We start from the raw sequence: 15,264 nt of genomic DNA, 5'->3' as shown, positions 1-15,264 counted from the left end.
CCTGCTAGAAGTCGACGTCGGTGTTGACGAATGCGCCGCCCAGCGGCGCGAGGTTGGGCTCTGCTGCAGCGCCAGCCGGGCGAGGGGGAATCGGCCCGGCGCGGCGGTACCGGCGGTGTGGATCGGCCGCGTATCGGCCATCGTTCAAGCGGGTCACCTGGTACTGCGGGAACGCGTCCACTGGCAGGTAGGCCCTGGCCTCCGCAATAAGGCCGATGTAGCGCTCCTGCCACTCGGCCGGCATCGACTGCAGGGTGCGGCGGGGCACCACGAAGTACGCCGCGCGGGACTGGCCGAAGGCCTGGTGGGCAGGGCCGGTCGCGTACAGCACTTTCCTTGCCGTTGCAGCGTCGGTTGAGAGATCTGTGGAAGGGGCGCTCATCGATTTCACTCCGCGCTTCTGCCGGGCAGGCGGTCCATGTCGCCGCCGTGGTTGGCCGCATGGCGGCTCAGCGTTGGGCGCAGGGGCGTGGTGCCCAGCTGCTCGATACGCCCACCCTTGGCACGGAACGCAGCCAGATCCTCCGCCAGTTGATCCCGCTCGTAATCCTTGTGTCGCACGGTGGTCGACGCATCACTCGCGCGGCCGTTCTCGGGCAGCGCGGTGACCAGGGCGCGACAGGTCCTGCGCTCTCGGGGCTCAGCCGCGCGCAGCGGGGCAATCGCGTGCTGAACGTGAGGGGCGAGACGCCAGATACCGGTGCGGCCGGAGCGCGCGCAGGTTGCGTGGCCGGTGCGGGCCAGCCCGGTCAGCGTGAGGCTGATTGCGTGGCTGGACGCGTTGACGCGGCCGATGGTCTTCAGCTGCTCAATCGTTGCACCCTGCGGGAACTGCGCGAGGGCCTTCCGCACCAGGTCGGCGCGGCCGGTGTGCTGCGTCGAAGTACTCATGCGCGCGCCTCGGCAACCATCTGTCGCATCGCGCTACCCAAGTGCAGCACGCGGGACGACTGATGCGCGACGGCATCGGCGTTGTTGGTCAGCACCAGCGTGTCATCCAGCGGGTAGGCGGTGTGCCCATCCCAGTCGTCCAGCACATCCTTCATGCCGAAGTGCTCGCGCAGCTCCTGCGCGTTGGCGGTTTTGCCGCAGCGTTGCGGCCCATAGATCACGACAGAGCGGCTCATGCGTGGATTCCTTTCGTGCTGCGCGTAGCGCGGTTGTTGGGGGAGATCGACCGGACGCGCACGCCCTGCCGGTCGAGCCAGCGGTGTGCGGCCTGAGCGGCCAGACGGTTGAGAGGGAAGGTCGTGCCGCCCAGGCGCAGCGAGTTGTGCGAAACCCCCACGCTCCGGCTGGCGCTGGCGGCGAGCTGCAGGAGCGATTCGCGCGGCGCAGCGGTGTACAGCCCGGCCCAGATCCAGCCTTGGCACACCATCAGCACCAGCGACTCGCCCTGGTGACCGGTGGCGAACTGCTGCTCGACCGGAAGGGTTGCTGCGGCGCTCATGCGGAGGGCGCCAGGGCGCGGGCCTTGGCAACCTCTGCCTCGGCAGCAGCGAGGCCGGCGGCGGTCAAGGTCGCGGTGCGCGGCAGCTGCGGGTCGTCGTAGCGCATCAGCACACGCTCATCCAGCCAGTTCATGACGCGACGGGTGAAGACCTTTTCCGGGCGGTTGTTGGGCGCGAAGCCCGCACGAGTGCGGTGCAGTGCGTGGTCCGAAGCGGCATGCGCTGCCAGCAGCGCGGCGCGTTCTTTCGGCTTGAGTGCGGCGGCCATGGCGTGTCTCCTGGTCAGGCTGCGATGGAGGTGGAAGGGGCGGCGGAGGCGAGTTCGGCCAGTACTTCGCCGCGGTGGCGGGCGAGGTGGGAAATCGGAATGCGGTAGTGCGCCAGGGTGGGATCGGTCCAACGCAGCTCGGCCAACGCGGCGCGGTCGTAAGGCACAGGCCGGGTCGCCATGCCGCAGCGGTGGCACTCGATGTGGACCAGGTCGGGGCAGGCCGCCCCCAGGCGATGCCCGGTGGGCGCGCCGCTGGTGGTAACGATCTGGGGCCGGTGGCCGTGGCCGCAGGCGGGAACCGAGGTGGGCAGCGGGCGTGAGGTCTGGCGCATGGTCAGCCCCTCACCGAACTGCTGGCGGCCCAGCGGGCCTTGGCGGCATCGCGGTCGGCATGGGCGCCGTGGATCTCGGCGATACGCAACGGCACGACGACGGCCGCCAGCAGCGCAACGGCCAGCCAGGTGATGCGGAGGCGGCGGCTCACGCCCGCACCTCCGCCGACATATCCCGCGAGCAAGCTTCCAAGCGAAGGCTCGCAACCCCCATGCGGCGCGAGCGGCGCAGCTGGTTGCGGCTGTGCTCTCCCTTGCTGCGGGTCCACAGAGTACGGGCGGTGCTGTGATCGCGGGCCGCCAGCGCCAGCAGGGCCTTGACGGCCAGCAGCGGCAGCAGGGTGGGGCTCGGTTCGGCGTGGCGATGAGACATGGCGCGCTCCTGGTTAAGAGAGGGCGCCAGCGGGTCATCGGCCGTGGGGAGCGGCAGCGGCTGGGAAGGGAGGCCCGGGCCGCTTGGCGACCCGCTGGTCGCCCGCCAGCAGTGCTGGCAGACGGACCATACAAGCAAACTTGCGCGCAAGTCAACAAGAAAACTTGCGCAATTGCTGAGGCGCTGTGGACGCGCCTGAACGAGTTGATACCCTTAGGGCACCAGACAGGGAGTGGGAAAGATGGAACTGCTTATTAGCACCGTTGGCGCTTTCGGGATTGCTGTCATCACGCTGGCGCTGCTGTCGCTGATCGTGATGGGGCTGCTGATGCCGCTCGCTGTGTTCGGAATAAAGCCGCTGTTGCGTGTGGCTATCGAAGAGCTGCGCAAGACAAATCGGCTGCTCGCCAGGCAAAGCATGCGCGACCAGGGAGTGGACGCTGGTGGCATTGGCGAGATCGCTACGTCACGGGATGATTCGGCGCCACAGTCCTTGCAGGACTTCATCCGCGACCGCGATGCGCGGTCCTGACAAGCAGTAGGCACGTCTGCACGCTGGAAACGCAGCTGGGGCGTTTCCAGCGCTGCCGGGTTAGGGCTTCGGTAGTACCGAGGCCATGTTCTTGATCAGCCCTGTCTGCTCAAGGGGGAGGCCCTCTGTGATTGCTTCTCTGGCTTCCTCGAGTTCGATCAAGAGACAGCGCAGCTCGGTCGGCGACAGGTCGGTGACGCTCTCCCTTACTACCAGGTGCTGATCAACTAGCCAGCCGAGCTGGTAGGCGTCTGTAAGTATCCGAATGCGACGGATATACGCTGAATTTGTAGCGCTCGGATCCACGCCTTCTGGATAGATCGCGGGAAGGTCTCGGTCTGGAGGCCTGTCCCGTTTCCTAACTTTGGCCGCCAGCGCGTGTGCGAGTGCTTCCAGTGCTGCTGCTTCCTTCATCATCGACCCCCTTCGAAATCTGGCGCTTCCGCAAATGCGCGGTGAAGTCGACCACATTGTCCGGAGTGACTGCCTGCTCTGAGCGTGCACTGAGATACTGGTGCGCAAGTAGAACAATGGCAGCGTCGTCAGTGCTTTCTGGATCAAACGATGTTCCAAGAGCGAGGCACGCAAGCCGGACAAGTTGGTACGACGCGGCCAGAGTAGGGGCGTCGAGTTGCAGCGATTGAGACTGAACAGGATATGCAGCGAGGGATCCGTTTGCTGCGCCACCATCCCACTGTAGGAACTGCTCCACGGTCAAGCCAAAGGCCTTGGCGAGTTCGGGCAAGTATCTGGGGCGGCGGGTCGGGATGTCCAACAACTGCTGGAGGTGTTGGTACTTCACGTTAGGGGCGCCTGCAGCGCGCACGCGGGCAGCTAGCGCCTCGACCCCGAGGCCGTGCGCATCCATCAAACCTCTGGTTATGTCGCCTATCAACATGCAAGCAATCTTGCACTGTTGAAACACAAGAAAGATTGCGGTAGCTTTGCGCAAGGTTTCTTGTGTGAAGGCGTCCGATGACCCCGCTGGACAGAGCTATTTTGATCTGCGGCACCCAGAGTGAGCTGGCCCGGCGTGTGACCGGAAAGCCAGCCACTGGCTACGTCTACCACTGGCGCAAGAATGGTGTGACGGAAGAGGTCGCAATCGCCATTGAACGAGCGGTAACCACCGCGGTGGGAGAGGACCCGGCTGCGGCAGCACGCGCAGCAGCCAATGGTGGGGGCGTGACCGCAGACGAGCTTCTTCCTGGTGTGCGTTGGGAACGGGATGAGGCCGGGGCCGTCGTCGGCTACTTCAAGAACGTCCCGCCGTTGGCTGGAGTCACCGATGCCCATGCGTGATCCGGCTCTCACAGTTGCAATCGTGCGTCATGGCTGGGTTGCTGGGCACCGCCACTATCGGCTGCGTTGTCTCGGGGCAAAGCTCCGCAAGTGCGGGATGTCCGCCGCTTTTCTGATTCTGTCCGTTGCGATTGCTGCGAGCGTTTACCGGAGCCCAGAGCACCGCAACCACACCACCGATGCCGGTGGCGGTGTCATAGGTGCGGAGAGCGGTGAAGTGCATGCGCTGCGGGAAGCTGATGATCTCTGCCATGGCGCCAATGTTGCGCCGGCTGCCGGCCGCGTTCCTACGATGATCGGTGTAGCGTTTCAGGGGGGAGCATGACCTGCCAGCGCTCTGACCTGTACTGGCGGGACGCCCTGCACAACGCAGTGGCCCGCGCCCCCGGTGGCCTGCAGGATGCGGCAACGCACATCAGCAAGCGCCGCGGCAAGTCCATCTCTGCCGAGACGCTGCGCAAGAAGCTCAGGGGCATCGATGGAGAGTCCATCTCCATGGAGATGGCCGAGATCCTGACCGACTACCTGCAGCAGTTCGTGATCACGCAGGAGGCTGCCACCGACTGGGTGTGCTCCCTCGCAGGCCAATATGACCTGATGGTCGACTACGTCCCGCCTCCGCCCGAGGGTGGTTGGCCCGATGAGCTGGCTGCGATCCAGGCAAAGCTGCTGGAGCTGCACAAGCTGACCGGCGCACTCGCGGGGGCGGGTATCGACGCACTTGCCGACCAGCGCTTGACCATTCCCGAGGCGGATCGAATCCAGGACCTGTCGCGCGACGTGCGCAGGCTCTGCTACCGCTTGGAGCGAAACGCGTGCCGTGCTGCTGGTCAGCAGGGGATGGAGGACTGACGTGGCAACTGACCACGCCCATCGATCCCGATATCGACGGCGTGGCATAGCCAGCGCATCTGCGCGGCAAGCAATGGAACTGGCCGCCCTGGCGCTGACTGATGCGGTGCCCGGGTTGGTAGGTGAAGAAGCATTGGCAGAGCGCGAGCGCATCCGCCAGCGACAAGAGCAGATAGACAACCGGCAGCACAGCCTGCCTTTGGGGAACCCTGATGTACCACGCAAGCATTGATTCGGCCCCATCCCCCCGGGTGGCTCGTGAAAGGCCGCGTGCTGCCCGCGCTACTGAATCCGCCCTGGCATTGCGAGCCATTCGCGATACCGGCGATGGGTCCTCCCTGGCTTTGGCGGACGCGGGTAATCAGACGCGCATTTCCTGGGTAGATAGCGGACCGGGAAACTACTGAATGTCTGAGAACTATGGGGATGTGCTGCAGCAGCTGCAGTCCGCCGGCCTTCTGGTCACCGAACTGGACACCACCGGGCGCATGGTCCGCTGCCGGGTCGAGGGCTCCCGCGAGCGCCGCGGCTGGTACGCGCTTCACGAACTGAACACCTCGGCGGGCGAAGTGCTGGTCGTCGGCACATACGGCGTCTGGCACGGCAACGAGAACGGTGCGACGAAGGTTGATCTGCGCAAGCGCGACAAGACTTTCTCCGATGAACAGCGCGAAGCGCTGCGCAACCGGCTTGCCGAGGACCGCCGCAGGGCCGAATCTGCCCGCCAGACCCAGGCGAAGCGCGCCGCTGAGAGGGCAACGTCGGCTTGGGCGAAGGCCAACGCCGTTGGCGACTCCGACTACCTGGTCAGCAAGGGCGTGCAAGGTTTCGGCCTGCGCTATGGCACCACGGGCGCCGCACTGGTCCCGCTGCTGGACGTCAACGGCCAGGTGCACGGCTTGCAGGTGCTGCGCAGCGCGAGATTGGCGGCGGAAGGGCGCAAGCCCGCCAAGGAATACTGGCCGGCCGGTATGGTCAAGAAGGGCCACTTCCACCTGATCGGCGGAAGCCCGCAGTGGATCCTGCTGGTGGCCGAGGGCTATGCCACGGCGGCCACGCTGCACATGGCGACGGGCTACCCGGTGGCCGTGGCGTTCGACGCCGGCAACATGCTGGCCGTCGCCTCGGCCCTGGCGAAGCGCTATCGCGGCATCAAGATGCTGCTGTGCGCCGACGACGACGTGTTGCAGAAGTGCCGGCACTGCAAGACCCGCCTGGTGCTGGCCGACCATCCGCAGTTCTGCCCATCCTGCGCGCAGCCGCATGGCGCGGCGAATGCCGGCCTGCTCGGTGCAGAGGCCGCAGCGCTGGACGTAGGCGGCGCGATGTTGCACCCGGTCTTCGCCGATGAGCCGGGCAGGCGCGAGCGCTTCATCGACAACGGCCGTAAGGTCAGCGACTTCAATGATCTGCACGGACAAGAGGGCCTGCATGTCGTGCGGTCGCAGGTCGAAGCCCGTCTCACGGAGCTCTCATGGCGGGTGCCTGCAGAAAAACGCGCGCCTTCCATCACCAGCGACGGGGGCGAGGGGAATGATCGCCTGTCCCCCATCCATTCGCTGACCGAGCTGCTCGAGCGCTTCGCGTTGGTCTATGGGCAGGGCGGCACGGTGTTCGACCACAAAGAGCACATGCTGGTTGCCCTGGGCGACATGCGCGATGCCTGCGTGCGCAAGGAACTGCACCGTGCGTGGATGGAACACTCGGATCGGTCCATCGTGCGTGTGCGGGAGGTCGACTTTGACCCGTCGTGCGAAAAGCCTGGGGTGACCTGCAATCTCTTTGCCGGTTGGCCGACCGTACCGCAGGAGGGCAACTGCGACCGGCTGCTGCAGCTGCTCTGGCACATGTGCGGCAACGAGGCCAACCAGAAGGCGCTGTACGACTGGGTGGTCAAGTGGCTCGCCTACCCACTGCAGCATCCTGGCGCCAAGATGAAGTCGACCATCGTCATTCATGGTCCGCAGGGCACCGGTAAGAACATGTTCTTCGATGAGTACATGAAGCTCTACGGCGAATACGGTCGCGTGCTTGACCAAGCTGCTCTGGAAGACAAGTTCAACGACTGGGCGAGCCGCAAGCTGTTCCTGCTGGCCGACGAAGTCGTTGCGCGCACCGAGGTGTACCACCTCAAGAACAAGCTGAAGGCGCTGATCACGGGTGATCGCATCCGCATCAACCCGAAGAACATCCAAGCCTACGAGGAAGACAATCACGCCAACCTGGTGTTCCTCTCGAATGAAGCGATGCCGGTCGTTCTGGAAGAGGACGACCGGCGACACGCGGTGATCTGGACGCCGGAGAAGCTGAGCCTGGAGTTCTACACCGAGGTGCTGGCCGATATCCGCAACGGCGCGACGGCAGCGTTGCACCACTACCTGCTGCAGGTTGACCTGACCGGGTTCACCAACGGCACCCATCCGCCGATGACCCATGCGAAGGAAGAGCTGATCGGCTTGAGCCAGGACAGCCCGCAGCGCTTCCTGGACGAGCTCTACGGCGATGACATTCCCGGGCTGAAGCCCATGCCGGCGCTCTCGAAAGAGTGGTACGAGGTCTACAAGGCCTGGTGCGCGCGTGAGGGCTTGCCGCGCCCGGCACCGTCACCAAAGTTCATCAACGCATTGGTGCGCAAGCGCCAGATCATCCACCCCGACCGGGCTCGGAAGCGCTACCAGATCGAGCAGACCGTGAACGGGCCACATGGCTTCCTGATGCTCGGCGATTGCAAGGTGCCTGACGGGAAGACAGAGGCAGCATGGCTGGGCGACCAGGTCGTGTCCTTCCGCCGTATGTACTCCGACTACAAGGGGCGTGCGTGATCACTATGCCCATTGACGTGCGGTGTGTGCGGGATGTGCGGGCAGATGTGCGGGCATTGAATTGCCGTGAATCGCTTGCGGCAGTAGGCGTGTGCGGGACGTGCGGGCATCGGCCTACATGGGCGGGCGCGGGCGCGAACGGGTATCGCGTTGCTACGCCGCAATGCGCCTCGCGTGCGTATGTGGGTGACCGCACATCCCGCACAAGCCGCACACGCCTTGTGCCGCGTCGATTCAGCGGCTATCGCGTCCCGCACATGCCGCCGCACAGCCCGCACATGCTCACGCGCGCGCGTTTTTCCGCTTTAACGATCTTCGAAGGAAATGGAGAAGGGGGTAGTAATGTCTGAGGGAGACGTCACGATCACTGGCAAGGAGCTGGCCTCGCTGATCGGCTGCAAGCCGTCCTACGTGGTCGACCTGAGGAAGAAGGGCAGGGTGGTGGTGGGCGAGGGCGGCAAGGGATTCCTGAAGGCTGCCTCCCTGGAGCTCTACGCTCGCACCGCAGACCCGGTCTATGCCGGTGTCGCCCAGCGCCACGCAGATGAGCGCGGTAGCGCGCTGGTGGGGAGCGGGGAGGCGGCCAGCGCTGGCGACGCCGACATCGATGACGATGAAGAGGATGGTGACGACGACGATGCCAGGCCCTCTCGCGCCGGCCGCCCGCAGACCCCGGATTCCGCACGCAAGGCCAAGGCGCTGGCCGACAAGGCCGAGACCGACGCGCACATGGCCCACATCGCGCTGCAGAAGGAGCTGGGGCTGCTGCTGCCGCGCGCGGACGTGGAGGCATTCCTCGCTGAGCATGCAACGACGTTCCGGGGTGCGATGGAGCGCCTGGCCGACACGCTGGCGCCGCAGCTCGCCGCAACGTTGGATGAGGCCGGTTGCCGGCGGCTGGTCTGGGATGAGGTGAGCCACGCCCTGGAAGAACTCAGCCAGGGCTTCCGCACGTTGGCGGCCAAGGCGGCGGAGGCTGCGGAATGATGGAGGCACAGAGCTGCCTGGCGTCGGTGCTGGCGCGCTCGCTGCAGCCGCGGCGGCCCATGAGCGTTTCGCAGTGGTGCGACGAACACATGCGCCTGTCCACCAAGAGCGGCAGCAAGCCCGGGCGCTGGGTGACGGACCGCAACCCGCCACTGCGCGAGCCGATGGACAACATGTCCGCCCGTAGCCCGGTGCATGATCAGGTCTGCATGTTCCCGATCCAGTTCGGCAAAAGCCAGCTGGCGACCAATGCCATGGCCTACTGGATGGACTATGCGCCGGGCCCGATGATGTATGCGCTGCCGGGTGAGGTGTCCATGAACAAGTGGATCGCCCAGAAGCTGAACCCGATGATCGAGGTCTGCGCAGCAGTTAAGAAAGCGCTGACCAGCACCGCCAGCCGCGACAGCGCGAACCAGCGCACGTTCAAGGACTTCGCTGGTGGGCAGCTGTTCGTGGAGCACATGGGTAGCCCGCAGCGCCTGAAGTCCTCGACGGTGAAGTACCTGCAGGTGGATGAGATCGATGAGGCGCCACAGCAGCTCTCCACCGGCGACGACCCGGTGAAGATGCTGGACGGCCGCACGTCGTCCTTCCCGACCACTTACAAGCGCCAGTACATCAGCACGCCTGGCATCGCCGGACTCAGCCGGATTGCGAAGCTGTACGACAAGAGCGACCAGCGCCGGTATCACGTACCGTGCCCCCACTGCGGCCATTACCAGGCGCTACAGTGGAGCGGCCTGGTCTGGTCGCCCGACAAGAGCCACGCGTGGTACGCGTGCTGCGAGTGCGGTGTCGCCATCGAGGAACACTTCAAGACCGACATGATTGCCAACGGGCGCTGGGTGGCGGCCAACCCTGACTCGCCGATTCGCGGCTATACCATCAATTGCCTGTACTACCAGTTCGGCCTGGGACCGCGCTGGCTGGACCTGGTGAAGGAGTGGCTGGAAGCCCAGGGTGATCCTGCCTCCCTCAAGACTTTCGTGAATGACCGGCTGGCCGAGACGTGGGAAGACCCGTCGATGCGCGCGGTCAAGCACAACGTGATCAAGGATCGCGCCGAGCCTTACGCCCTGCGCTTGGCTCCCCTCGGGGTGCTGGCGGTGACGGTCGGTGTCGATACCCAGGATGGACGCTTGGCGGTCCACACCATTGGCTGGGGGCGTGGTATGACCGCCTGGACCCTCGACTATGTGGAACTGCAAGGCGATCCCGCAGAGGATGCTGTGTGGGTTGCGCTGACGGATCTGCTGAACCGCGCCATCGAGCGAGCGGACGGCGCTCTTCTGCGGCCGATGGCAGTTGCTATCGATGCCGGTGGCCACCGCACGGAGGCAGTAAAGAACTTCGTGCGCCAGCGTCGTGTCACCAGGCCCATGTGCATTTTCGGCGCCGTTCCGAATAACGCGCCGGTGCTGTCGAAGGGAAAGCTGGCTGACGTGACCTGGAACGGCAAAACGGACAAGCGTGGCATCACCATCCACCACGTCGGCACCGTGGCCGCGAAGCACTATCTGTATAGCCGCCTCTCCGCCGATGCAGAGCGCGCCGTCGAGTCGCGCCTGGTGCACTTCAGTGATGAGCTGCCGGATGAGTACTTCCCCGGGCTGGTGTCGGAGGTCTACAACCCGGTGAAGAACCGATTCGAGAAAAGGGTCACACGCAATGAGCCGCTCGATACCTGGGTATACGCATACGCTGCCGCGCATCACCCGGAGGTCCGCCTGCATCGATACACGCGAGCCGACTGGGACGTGCTGGAGGCCCGCCTGCTGCTGACCGTGAACAGCTCGGATTCCCGTGAAACAGAGGAGGCGCCTGCCAAAATCGAGGCGAAGAGTGTTTCGCGTGGAACGCAACAGGTACGGCCGCGTAGCAGCGGACTGGCGCGAGATGGGTGGGCGCTGTAATGGCAAAACGTACCGAGTCAGCCGAAGAGCTGAGGGAGCGGATCCTAGCCGCAATGCGGGCCGACATCGGAATCAGCGAACGCATGGCGCTGCCGTTCGTTGAATCAGTGATGCAGTGCTTTGCCGGTGAGCGACCATATTTCCCTGCGGCGCCTCGGGAGTACCCGATGGCTGAAATAAGAGCCGCGCTGGTAGCTGGGATTCCCGTGAAACAGGTCATGTCCAAGTTTGACCTTTCCCGGGCGAAGCTCCACGACCTGTTCCCGGGAGGGCTACCGAGGGCCACGAAAGGGCAACTGTCCACGACTTTGACAAAAGTGGAGACAAAATAGTTTTTCTTTCCTTGTAGATCAGTGAGTTGCGACCGCCACTGTCCACGAGTTTGCCTAGAACGTGGACAGTCGTGTGCCTAGCCTATGTAGTCATGAAGACTGCTCAGGAAATGCTGGATTTCTACATCGACGCGGAGGTCGCCGTCCTTTCGGGCCAGACCGTTCGCATCGGTGATCGCCAGTTGACCCGAGCGGACCTGGCTGAGATTCGTTCCGGTCGGAAAGAGTGGCAGGCGGTGGTCCTGCGTGCAGGCTCTGCTGCCGGTCGGCGTGCGCGCTGGGCCAATGCCGACTTCGGTGGGGTGACCTGATGTCATCCGCGCAGATCGCCAAGGCACGATTGGACGCCGCACTCGGCGCGGATCGCGCCATTCAATCGGCGCGGGCACAGATGGCTCCGGTCATCGCCCGCGCGCACGAAGTCACGCGGCCCTCGCGAAACCGAAAGCTGGCGAGGGACTGGGGCAGTGGCAATGCCATCGCCGGCATGGATGCCCGCCAGCTCCGCGATCAGGCCCGCCATCTGGAGCGCGACCTCGATCTGGCGGACAACGCGTTGAACGTCCTGGTCCAGAACACGGTTGGCTCAGGCATCGACGTGCTCTCTGCACCTCGGCTCCCCGGGCAGCCGATCAACCGCGATCTGGCACTGCAGCTGGACGATCTCTGGGACGCTTGGTGGGACGCGCCCGAGGCCACCCGCACGCACGACTACGGCATGTGCCAGCAGCTGCTGGCACGCAGCTGGTTCCGCGACGGTGATGCGTTCTACCAGGACCTGATCGGCGCCGTGCCGTATTTCGAGCACGGCACCGTTGTGCCGTACAGCTTCGAGATGTTGGAAGCCGATCTGGTGCCGTTGGACTTCAACGATCCGGCACGCAACATCCTGCAAGGTGTCGAGCGCAACGCCTGGGGGCGGCCTATCGCGTTCCACGTCTACAAGAGTCATCCGGGTGATCCGATGGGCACGCGGCTGGAGACCAAGCGGGTCTCTGCCGAGTTCATGCACTGCATCGCGCTGATGAAGCGCCTGCACCAGGTGCGTGGGCTCAGTGTGTTCGCGAGCGCCATGTCCCGCTTTGAGGACGTGAAGGACTACGAAGAATCCGAGCGCATTGCTGCCAAGGTGGCGGCGTCGATGACGTTCCAGATCAAGAAGGGCAGCGGCGAGCAGTACGGCGCGGACTTGGGCGGCCAGGCCATCCTCCAGGACGGTGTTCCGATTCGTGAGCTGCGCCTTGCCCCCGGTGCGATCTTCGATGATCTGTTGCCCGGCGAGTCGATTGAGAGTCTGGGCACCGACCGGCCGAATCCCAACGCCGCCACCTGGCGGAAGGAGCAGTTGCGCGCAGCTGCCGGTGGCATCGGTGTCAGCTATTCCAGCCTGTCGCTGGACTACAACGGAACCTATTCGGCACAGCGTCAGGAGCTGGTCGAGAAGTGGGGCAGCTACCTGATGCTGGCCGAGCGCTTCATTGCGCTGTGCGTGCGACCGCAGCGCATGCGTTTCGTGGAGGCATGCGTGCTTTCGGGCCGCGTGCGCCTGCCCCGTGGCTGGACGCTGCGGGATCTGGCCGCCTCAACGTACGTCCGACCGGTAATGCCGTGGATTGATCCGTTGAAGGAGGCCTACGCGCGCGGCGAGGCTGAGGACCGCGGCTGGGTGTCGCCGCAGCAGAACACGCTTCAGTACGGCAACAACCCCGCTGAGGTCCTGCGTCAGCGTCAGGACTGGCAGGAGCAGACCGAGACCCTTGCGCCGCCGGCGCCCCACACCAGTGCAGAAGCGCGTGCCCAAGTCTTGGGCCAGCTGACGCGCGATCTCTCCAGGAGCGAATGACATGCGTGCACGCCTGTTGGCCAGCGCGATCCAGAACACCATCCGCGCGGACGCGGCAACCGAAGCCCAGCTCGGCCCGGCCTTGTATCAGGTCCGGGCAGAGGCCGATGTCTCCGACGTGATGATCTATGGCGCCATCGGTGGCTATCTGTTCGAAGAGTCGGTGTCCGCTGCCGACCTGGTCGAGCGGATCGGCCAGATCACGGCAAGCACCATTCACGTGCGCTTGAACAGTGTTGGTGGTGTCGTCGCTGACGGCATGGCAATCCACAACGCGCTGCAGGCCCATCCGGCGCACAAGATCGTCACCGTGGAAGGGCAGGCCGCTTCCATCGCCTCGCTGATCCTGCAGGCCGGCGATGAGCGGCGGGTCTATGCCAGCTCCCTGGTCATGGTTCATGCGCCGCGTACCGTTGCTGCCGGCAGCGCTACGGCATTCCGCCAGAACGCAGAGGCCTTGGACGCGCACGCGTCGGCCATGTTGGAGGCCTACGCGGCCCGCTCTGGCCGGCGTGAAGAGATGGAGCGATTGCTTACCGACGACGCCGACCACTGGTTCTCCGGTCCGCAGGCCGTCGATGCCGGTCTGGCCGACCTGGTGGTGGATGCCGACCCCGGGGCCACAGCCATGTGGTCGTCGGCATCTACCGTCGCCATCAGCGGCTATCTGCAGTCCATCGAGGGTGCTGGCGCGCCCGTGTTGTCCCAGCTGCGTCGAAGCATCGTCGCCAGCCTCTCTCCGCAAGTATTCGCCTCGCTTCCCGAGGTCAGCCAGTCGGCCGTGATCGGCCATATCGAGGATCCAACCATGAAGAAGCAGTACAGCGCCATCCTCGCGAACGCCGGTCGACAGAGCCCGGCAGTCGCAACCACCGCTGCCGCGCCAGTCACCCCGGTCGTCGCCGCGGCTCCCGTTCCCGCGTCGACGCCGGCCGATCCGGTCCAGGCCGCTCTGGTCGCGTTGCGTGAGCGCAACACCCAGATCCAGGCCATTGCGCTCCCGCACATGGGCAACGCGCAGGTCCGTGAGTACGTGGATGGCGTGATGGCGCAGGCAGACTCCAACATCACCGCCGACGCGGTGGGTCGCCACATCCTGGCACTGCTGGGCAGCAACGCTGCACCGCTCAATGGTGGTGCGGCCGTCACTGCTGGTACCGACCAGCGCGATCTGACCCGCTCGGCCATGTCCAATGCGATCCAGGCTCGGGCCGGCCTGGTCCAGGCGACGGACGGTAACGCCTTCCGTGGCATGTCCCTGACCGAGATTGCCCGCGCCTGCGTGCAGCAGGCCGGTGTGGATACCCGTGGTATGGAGCGACTGGAAGTGGTGGGCATGGCCTTCACCCACAGCAGCTCGGACTTCCCGCAGCTGCTGGGGGACGCCTCGCGCCGGGCGCTGCTGCAGGGTTACCAGGAAGTGGAAGAAACCTTCGACCAGTACACCCGCCCGGTGAATGTGAGCGACTTCAAGCCGACCAACCTGGTCGGTCTGGGCGCCTTCTCTGATCTGGATGTCGTCCCGGAAGGCGGCGAGTACAAGCAGGGCTCGTTCTCCGAGCAGTCGCAGGCCATGAAGATCGTGACCTACGGCAAGCTGTTCACCATCACCCGCCAGGCCATCATCAACGACGATCTGGGCGTGTTTGGCGACGTGCCGCGAAAGATGGGCCAGGCTGCACGCCGTACGCTCGCCAAGGCGGTGTTCGACCTGATCAACAGCAACCCCAGGCTGGCTGATGGGAAGACCCTTTTCCATGCTGACCACAACAACCTGCTGCCGGCTGCGTTGATCAGCACCGCCAGCGTCGGCGCGATGCAGGCCGCCATGCGCCTGCAGAAAGATGCTGATGGCAATCTCATCCAGGTGCCGATGCGTGGCCTGCTGACGCCGGTGGCCCTCAGCGGCTTGGCAAAGACCGTACGCACAGCCCAGTTCGCCGTGGGCGCGGGCGTTGGCAGTAATGACCCCAACATCGTGCGTGAGACTTTCGAAGTCTGGGACGACGGTCGTCTGGACGCCAAGAGCGCTCAGGCCTGGTACGGCATCTCCAACCCGGCCTACGTCGACGGCATCGTGGTGGGCTATCTCGATGGTAACCAGACGCCGTATCTGGAACAGCACCAGGGCTTCACCGTCGATGGCGTGGCCTGGAAGGTGCGCCTGGATGCTGCACCGGCCATTGCCGACTACCGCGGCATCTACAAGAACCCCGGCAACCCGGCACCCGCCCAGGGCTGATCGCCCGGC

General features: G+C 65.0%; 20 protein-coding genes. 10 read left to right on the top strand and 10 right to left on the bottom strand.

Annotated features, from left to right (window positions below; translation table 11 throughout):
• Positions 1-4 precede the first annotated feature (4 nt).
• Genes VER16_RS11260 through VER16_RS11225 form a run of 8 tightly spaced genes read right to left on the bottom strand, consistent with a single transcriptional unit; the run spans position 5 to position 2,427 of the window.
• Positions 5-382 (bottom strand): hypothetical protein, encoded by a 378-nt coding sequence (locus VER16_RS11260; protein WP_324808149.1) that lies wholly within the window; start codon positions 380-382, stop codon positions 5-7.
• 5 nt (positions 383-387) lie between these two features.
• Entirely contained in the window at positions 388-891 is a 504-nt protein-coding gene (locus VER16_RS11255) for a hypothetical protein (RefSeq protein ID WP_324808147.1), read from the bottom strand.
• Positions 888-1,127 (bottom strand): hypothetical protein, encoded by a 240-nt coding sequence (locus VER16_RS11250; protein WP_324808145.1) that lies wholly within the window; start codon positions 1,125-1,127, stop codon positions 888-890. Before VER16_RS11250 ends, VER16_RS11255 begins: the two co-directional genes overlap by 4 nt.
• A complete protein-coding gene (locus VER16_RS11245; protein WP_324808143.1) occupies positions 1,124-1,450 on the bottom strand; it encodes a hypothetical protein in 327 nt (108 codons plus the stop codon). The genes VER16_RS11250 and VER16_RS11245 overlap by 4 nt, the downstream gene beginning before the upstream one ends.
• Entirely contained in the window at positions 1,447-1,719 is a 273-nt protein-coding gene (locus VER16_RS11240) for a hypothetical protein (RefSeq protein ID WP_324808141.1), read from the bottom strand. Before VER16_RS11240 ends, VER16_RS11245 begins: the two co-directional genes overlap by 4 nt.
• Before the next feature lie 14 nt (positions 1,720-1,733).
• Positions 1,734-2,054: a hypothetical protein gene (locus VER16_RS11235; RefSeq protein WP_324808139.1), complete on the bottom strand. Its 321-nt coding sequence runs from the start codon at positions 2,052-2,054 to the stop codon at positions 1,734-1,736.
• Between the two features lie 2 nt (positions 2,055-2,056).
• Positions 2,057-2,206 carry a hypothetical protein gene (locus VER16_RS11230; RefSeq protein WP_324808137.1) on the bottom strand — a complete coding sequence of 50 codons (150 nt, stop codon included), beginning with the start codon at positions 2,204-2,206 and terminating at the stop codon, positions 2,057-2,059.
• The gene (locus tag VER16_RS11225) at positions 2,203-2,427 is read right to left on the bottom strand and encodes a hypothetical protein (protein WP_324808135.1); all 225 of its coding nucleotides are present in this window, start codon (positions 2,425-2,427) and stop codon (positions 2,203-2,205) included. The genes VER16_RS11230 and VER16_RS11225 overlap by 4 nt, the downstream gene beginning before the upstream one ends.
• A 241-nt stretch (positions 2,428-2,668) precedes the next feature.
• On the opposite strand from VER16_RS11225, the gene VER16_RS11220 reads away from it, so the two are divergent.
• Positions 2,669-2,959 (top strand): hypothetical protein, encoded by a 291-nt coding sequence (locus tag VER16_RS11220; RefSeq protein ID WP_324808133.1) that lies wholly within the window; start codon positions 2,669-2,671, stop codon positions 2,957-2,959.
• A 60-nt stretch (positions 2,960-3,019) separates the two neighbouring features.
• Here the strand turns inward: VER16_RS11220 and VER16_RS11215 are convergent, their stop codons facing one another.
• Complete coding sequence (locus VER16_RS11215) at positions 3,020-3,373, bottom strand: hypothetical protein (protein ID WP_324808131.1); 354 nt, start codon at positions 3,371-3,373, stop codon at positions 3,020-3,022.
• Positions 3,374-3,934: 561 nt separating this feature from the next.
• On the opposite strand from VER16_RS11215, the gene VER16_RS11210 reads away from it, so the two are divergent.
• Positions 3,935-4,261, top strand: a complete 327-nt coding sequence (locus VER16_RS11210) for a hypothetical protein (RefSeq protein ID WP_324808129.1) — start codon at positions 3,935-3,937, stop codon at positions 4,259-4,261.
• Here the strand turns inward: VER16_RS11210 and VER16_RS11205 are convergent.
• Positions 4,242-4,514 carry a hypothetical protein gene (locus VER16_RS11205; protein ID WP_324808128.1) on the bottom strand — a complete coding sequence of 91 codons (273 nt, stop codon included), beginning with the start codon at positions 4,512-4,514 and terminating at the stop codon, positions 4,242-4,244. The genes VER16_RS11210 and VER16_RS11205 overlap by 20 nt on opposite strands.
• A 68-nt stretch (positions 4,515-4,582) precedes the next feature.
• Between VER16_RS11205 and VER16_RS11200 the strand changes: the two genes are divergently transcribed.
• The 8 genes from VER16_RS11200 (at position 4,583) to VER16_RS11165 (ending at position 15,255) form a co-directional block, all read left to right on the top strand.
• The gene (locus VER16_RS11200; RefSeq protein ID WP_324808126.1) at positions 4,583-5,113 is read left to right on the top strand and encodes a hypothetical protein; all 531 of its coding nucleotides are present in this window, start codon (positions 4,583-4,585) and stop codon (positions 5,111-5,113) included.
• 73 nt (positions 5,114-5,186) lie between these two features.
• The gene (locus tag VER16_RS11195) at positions 5,187-5,345 is read left to right on the top strand and encodes a hypothetical protein (RefSeq protein ID WP_324808124.1); all 159 of its coding nucleotides are present in this window, start codon (positions 5,187-5,189) and stop codon (positions 5,343-5,345) included.
• A gap of 175 nt (positions 5,346-5,520) precedes the next feature.
• On the top strand, positions 5,521-7,935 hold the full coding sequence (locus VER16_RS11190; protein ID WP_324808123.1) for a DUF5906 domain-containing protein: 2,415 nt from the start codon (positions 5,521-5,523) through the stop codon (positions 7,933-7,935).
• A gap of 342 nt (positions 7,936-8,277) precedes the next feature.
• Positions 8,278-8,922: a hypothetical protein gene (locus VER16_RS11185; protein WP_324808121.1), complete on the top strand. Its 645-nt coding sequence runs from the start codon at positions 8,278-8,280 to the stop codon at positions 8,920-8,922.
• A complete protein-coding gene (locus tag VER16_RS11180) occupies positions 8,919-10,838 on the top strand; it encodes a phage terminase large subunit family protein (RefSeq protein WP_324808119.1) in 1,920 nt (639 codons plus the stop codon). Before VER16_RS11185 ends, VER16_RS11180 begins: the two co-directional genes overlap by 4 nt.
• A 442-nt stretch (positions 10,839-11,280) precedes the next feature.
• Entirely contained in the window at positions 11,281-11,481 is a 201-nt protein-coding gene (locus VER16_RS11175) for a primosomal replication protein PriB/PriC domain protein (protein ID WP_324808117.1), read from the top strand.
• Positions 11,481-13,013, top strand: a complete 1,533-nt coding sequence (locus tag VER16_RS11170) for a phage portal protein (protein ID WP_324808116.1) — start codon at positions 11,481-11,483, stop codon at positions 13,011-13,013. The genes VER16_RS11175 and VER16_RS11170 overlap by 1 nt, the downstream gene beginning before the upstream one ends.
• A 1-nt stretch (position 13,014) precedes the next feature.
• Positions 13,015-15,255, top strand: a complete 2,241-nt coding sequence (locus VER16_RS11165) for a ClpP-like prohead protease/major capsid protein fusion protein (RefSeq protein WP_324808114.1) — start codon at positions 13,015-13,017, stop codon at positions 15,253-15,255.
• The last annotated feature ends 9 nt before the right edge of the window (positions 15,256-15,264 follow it).

The sequence above is a fragment of the Stenotrophomonas sp. genome, assembly GCF_035634915.1.
Lineage (GTDB): Bacteria > Pseudomonadota > Gammaproteobacteria > Xanthomonadales > Xanthomonadaceae > Stenotrophomonas.
Note: the sequence above shows the minus strand (reverse complement) of the source record. Positions and strands in the feature narration are given on the sequence as shown.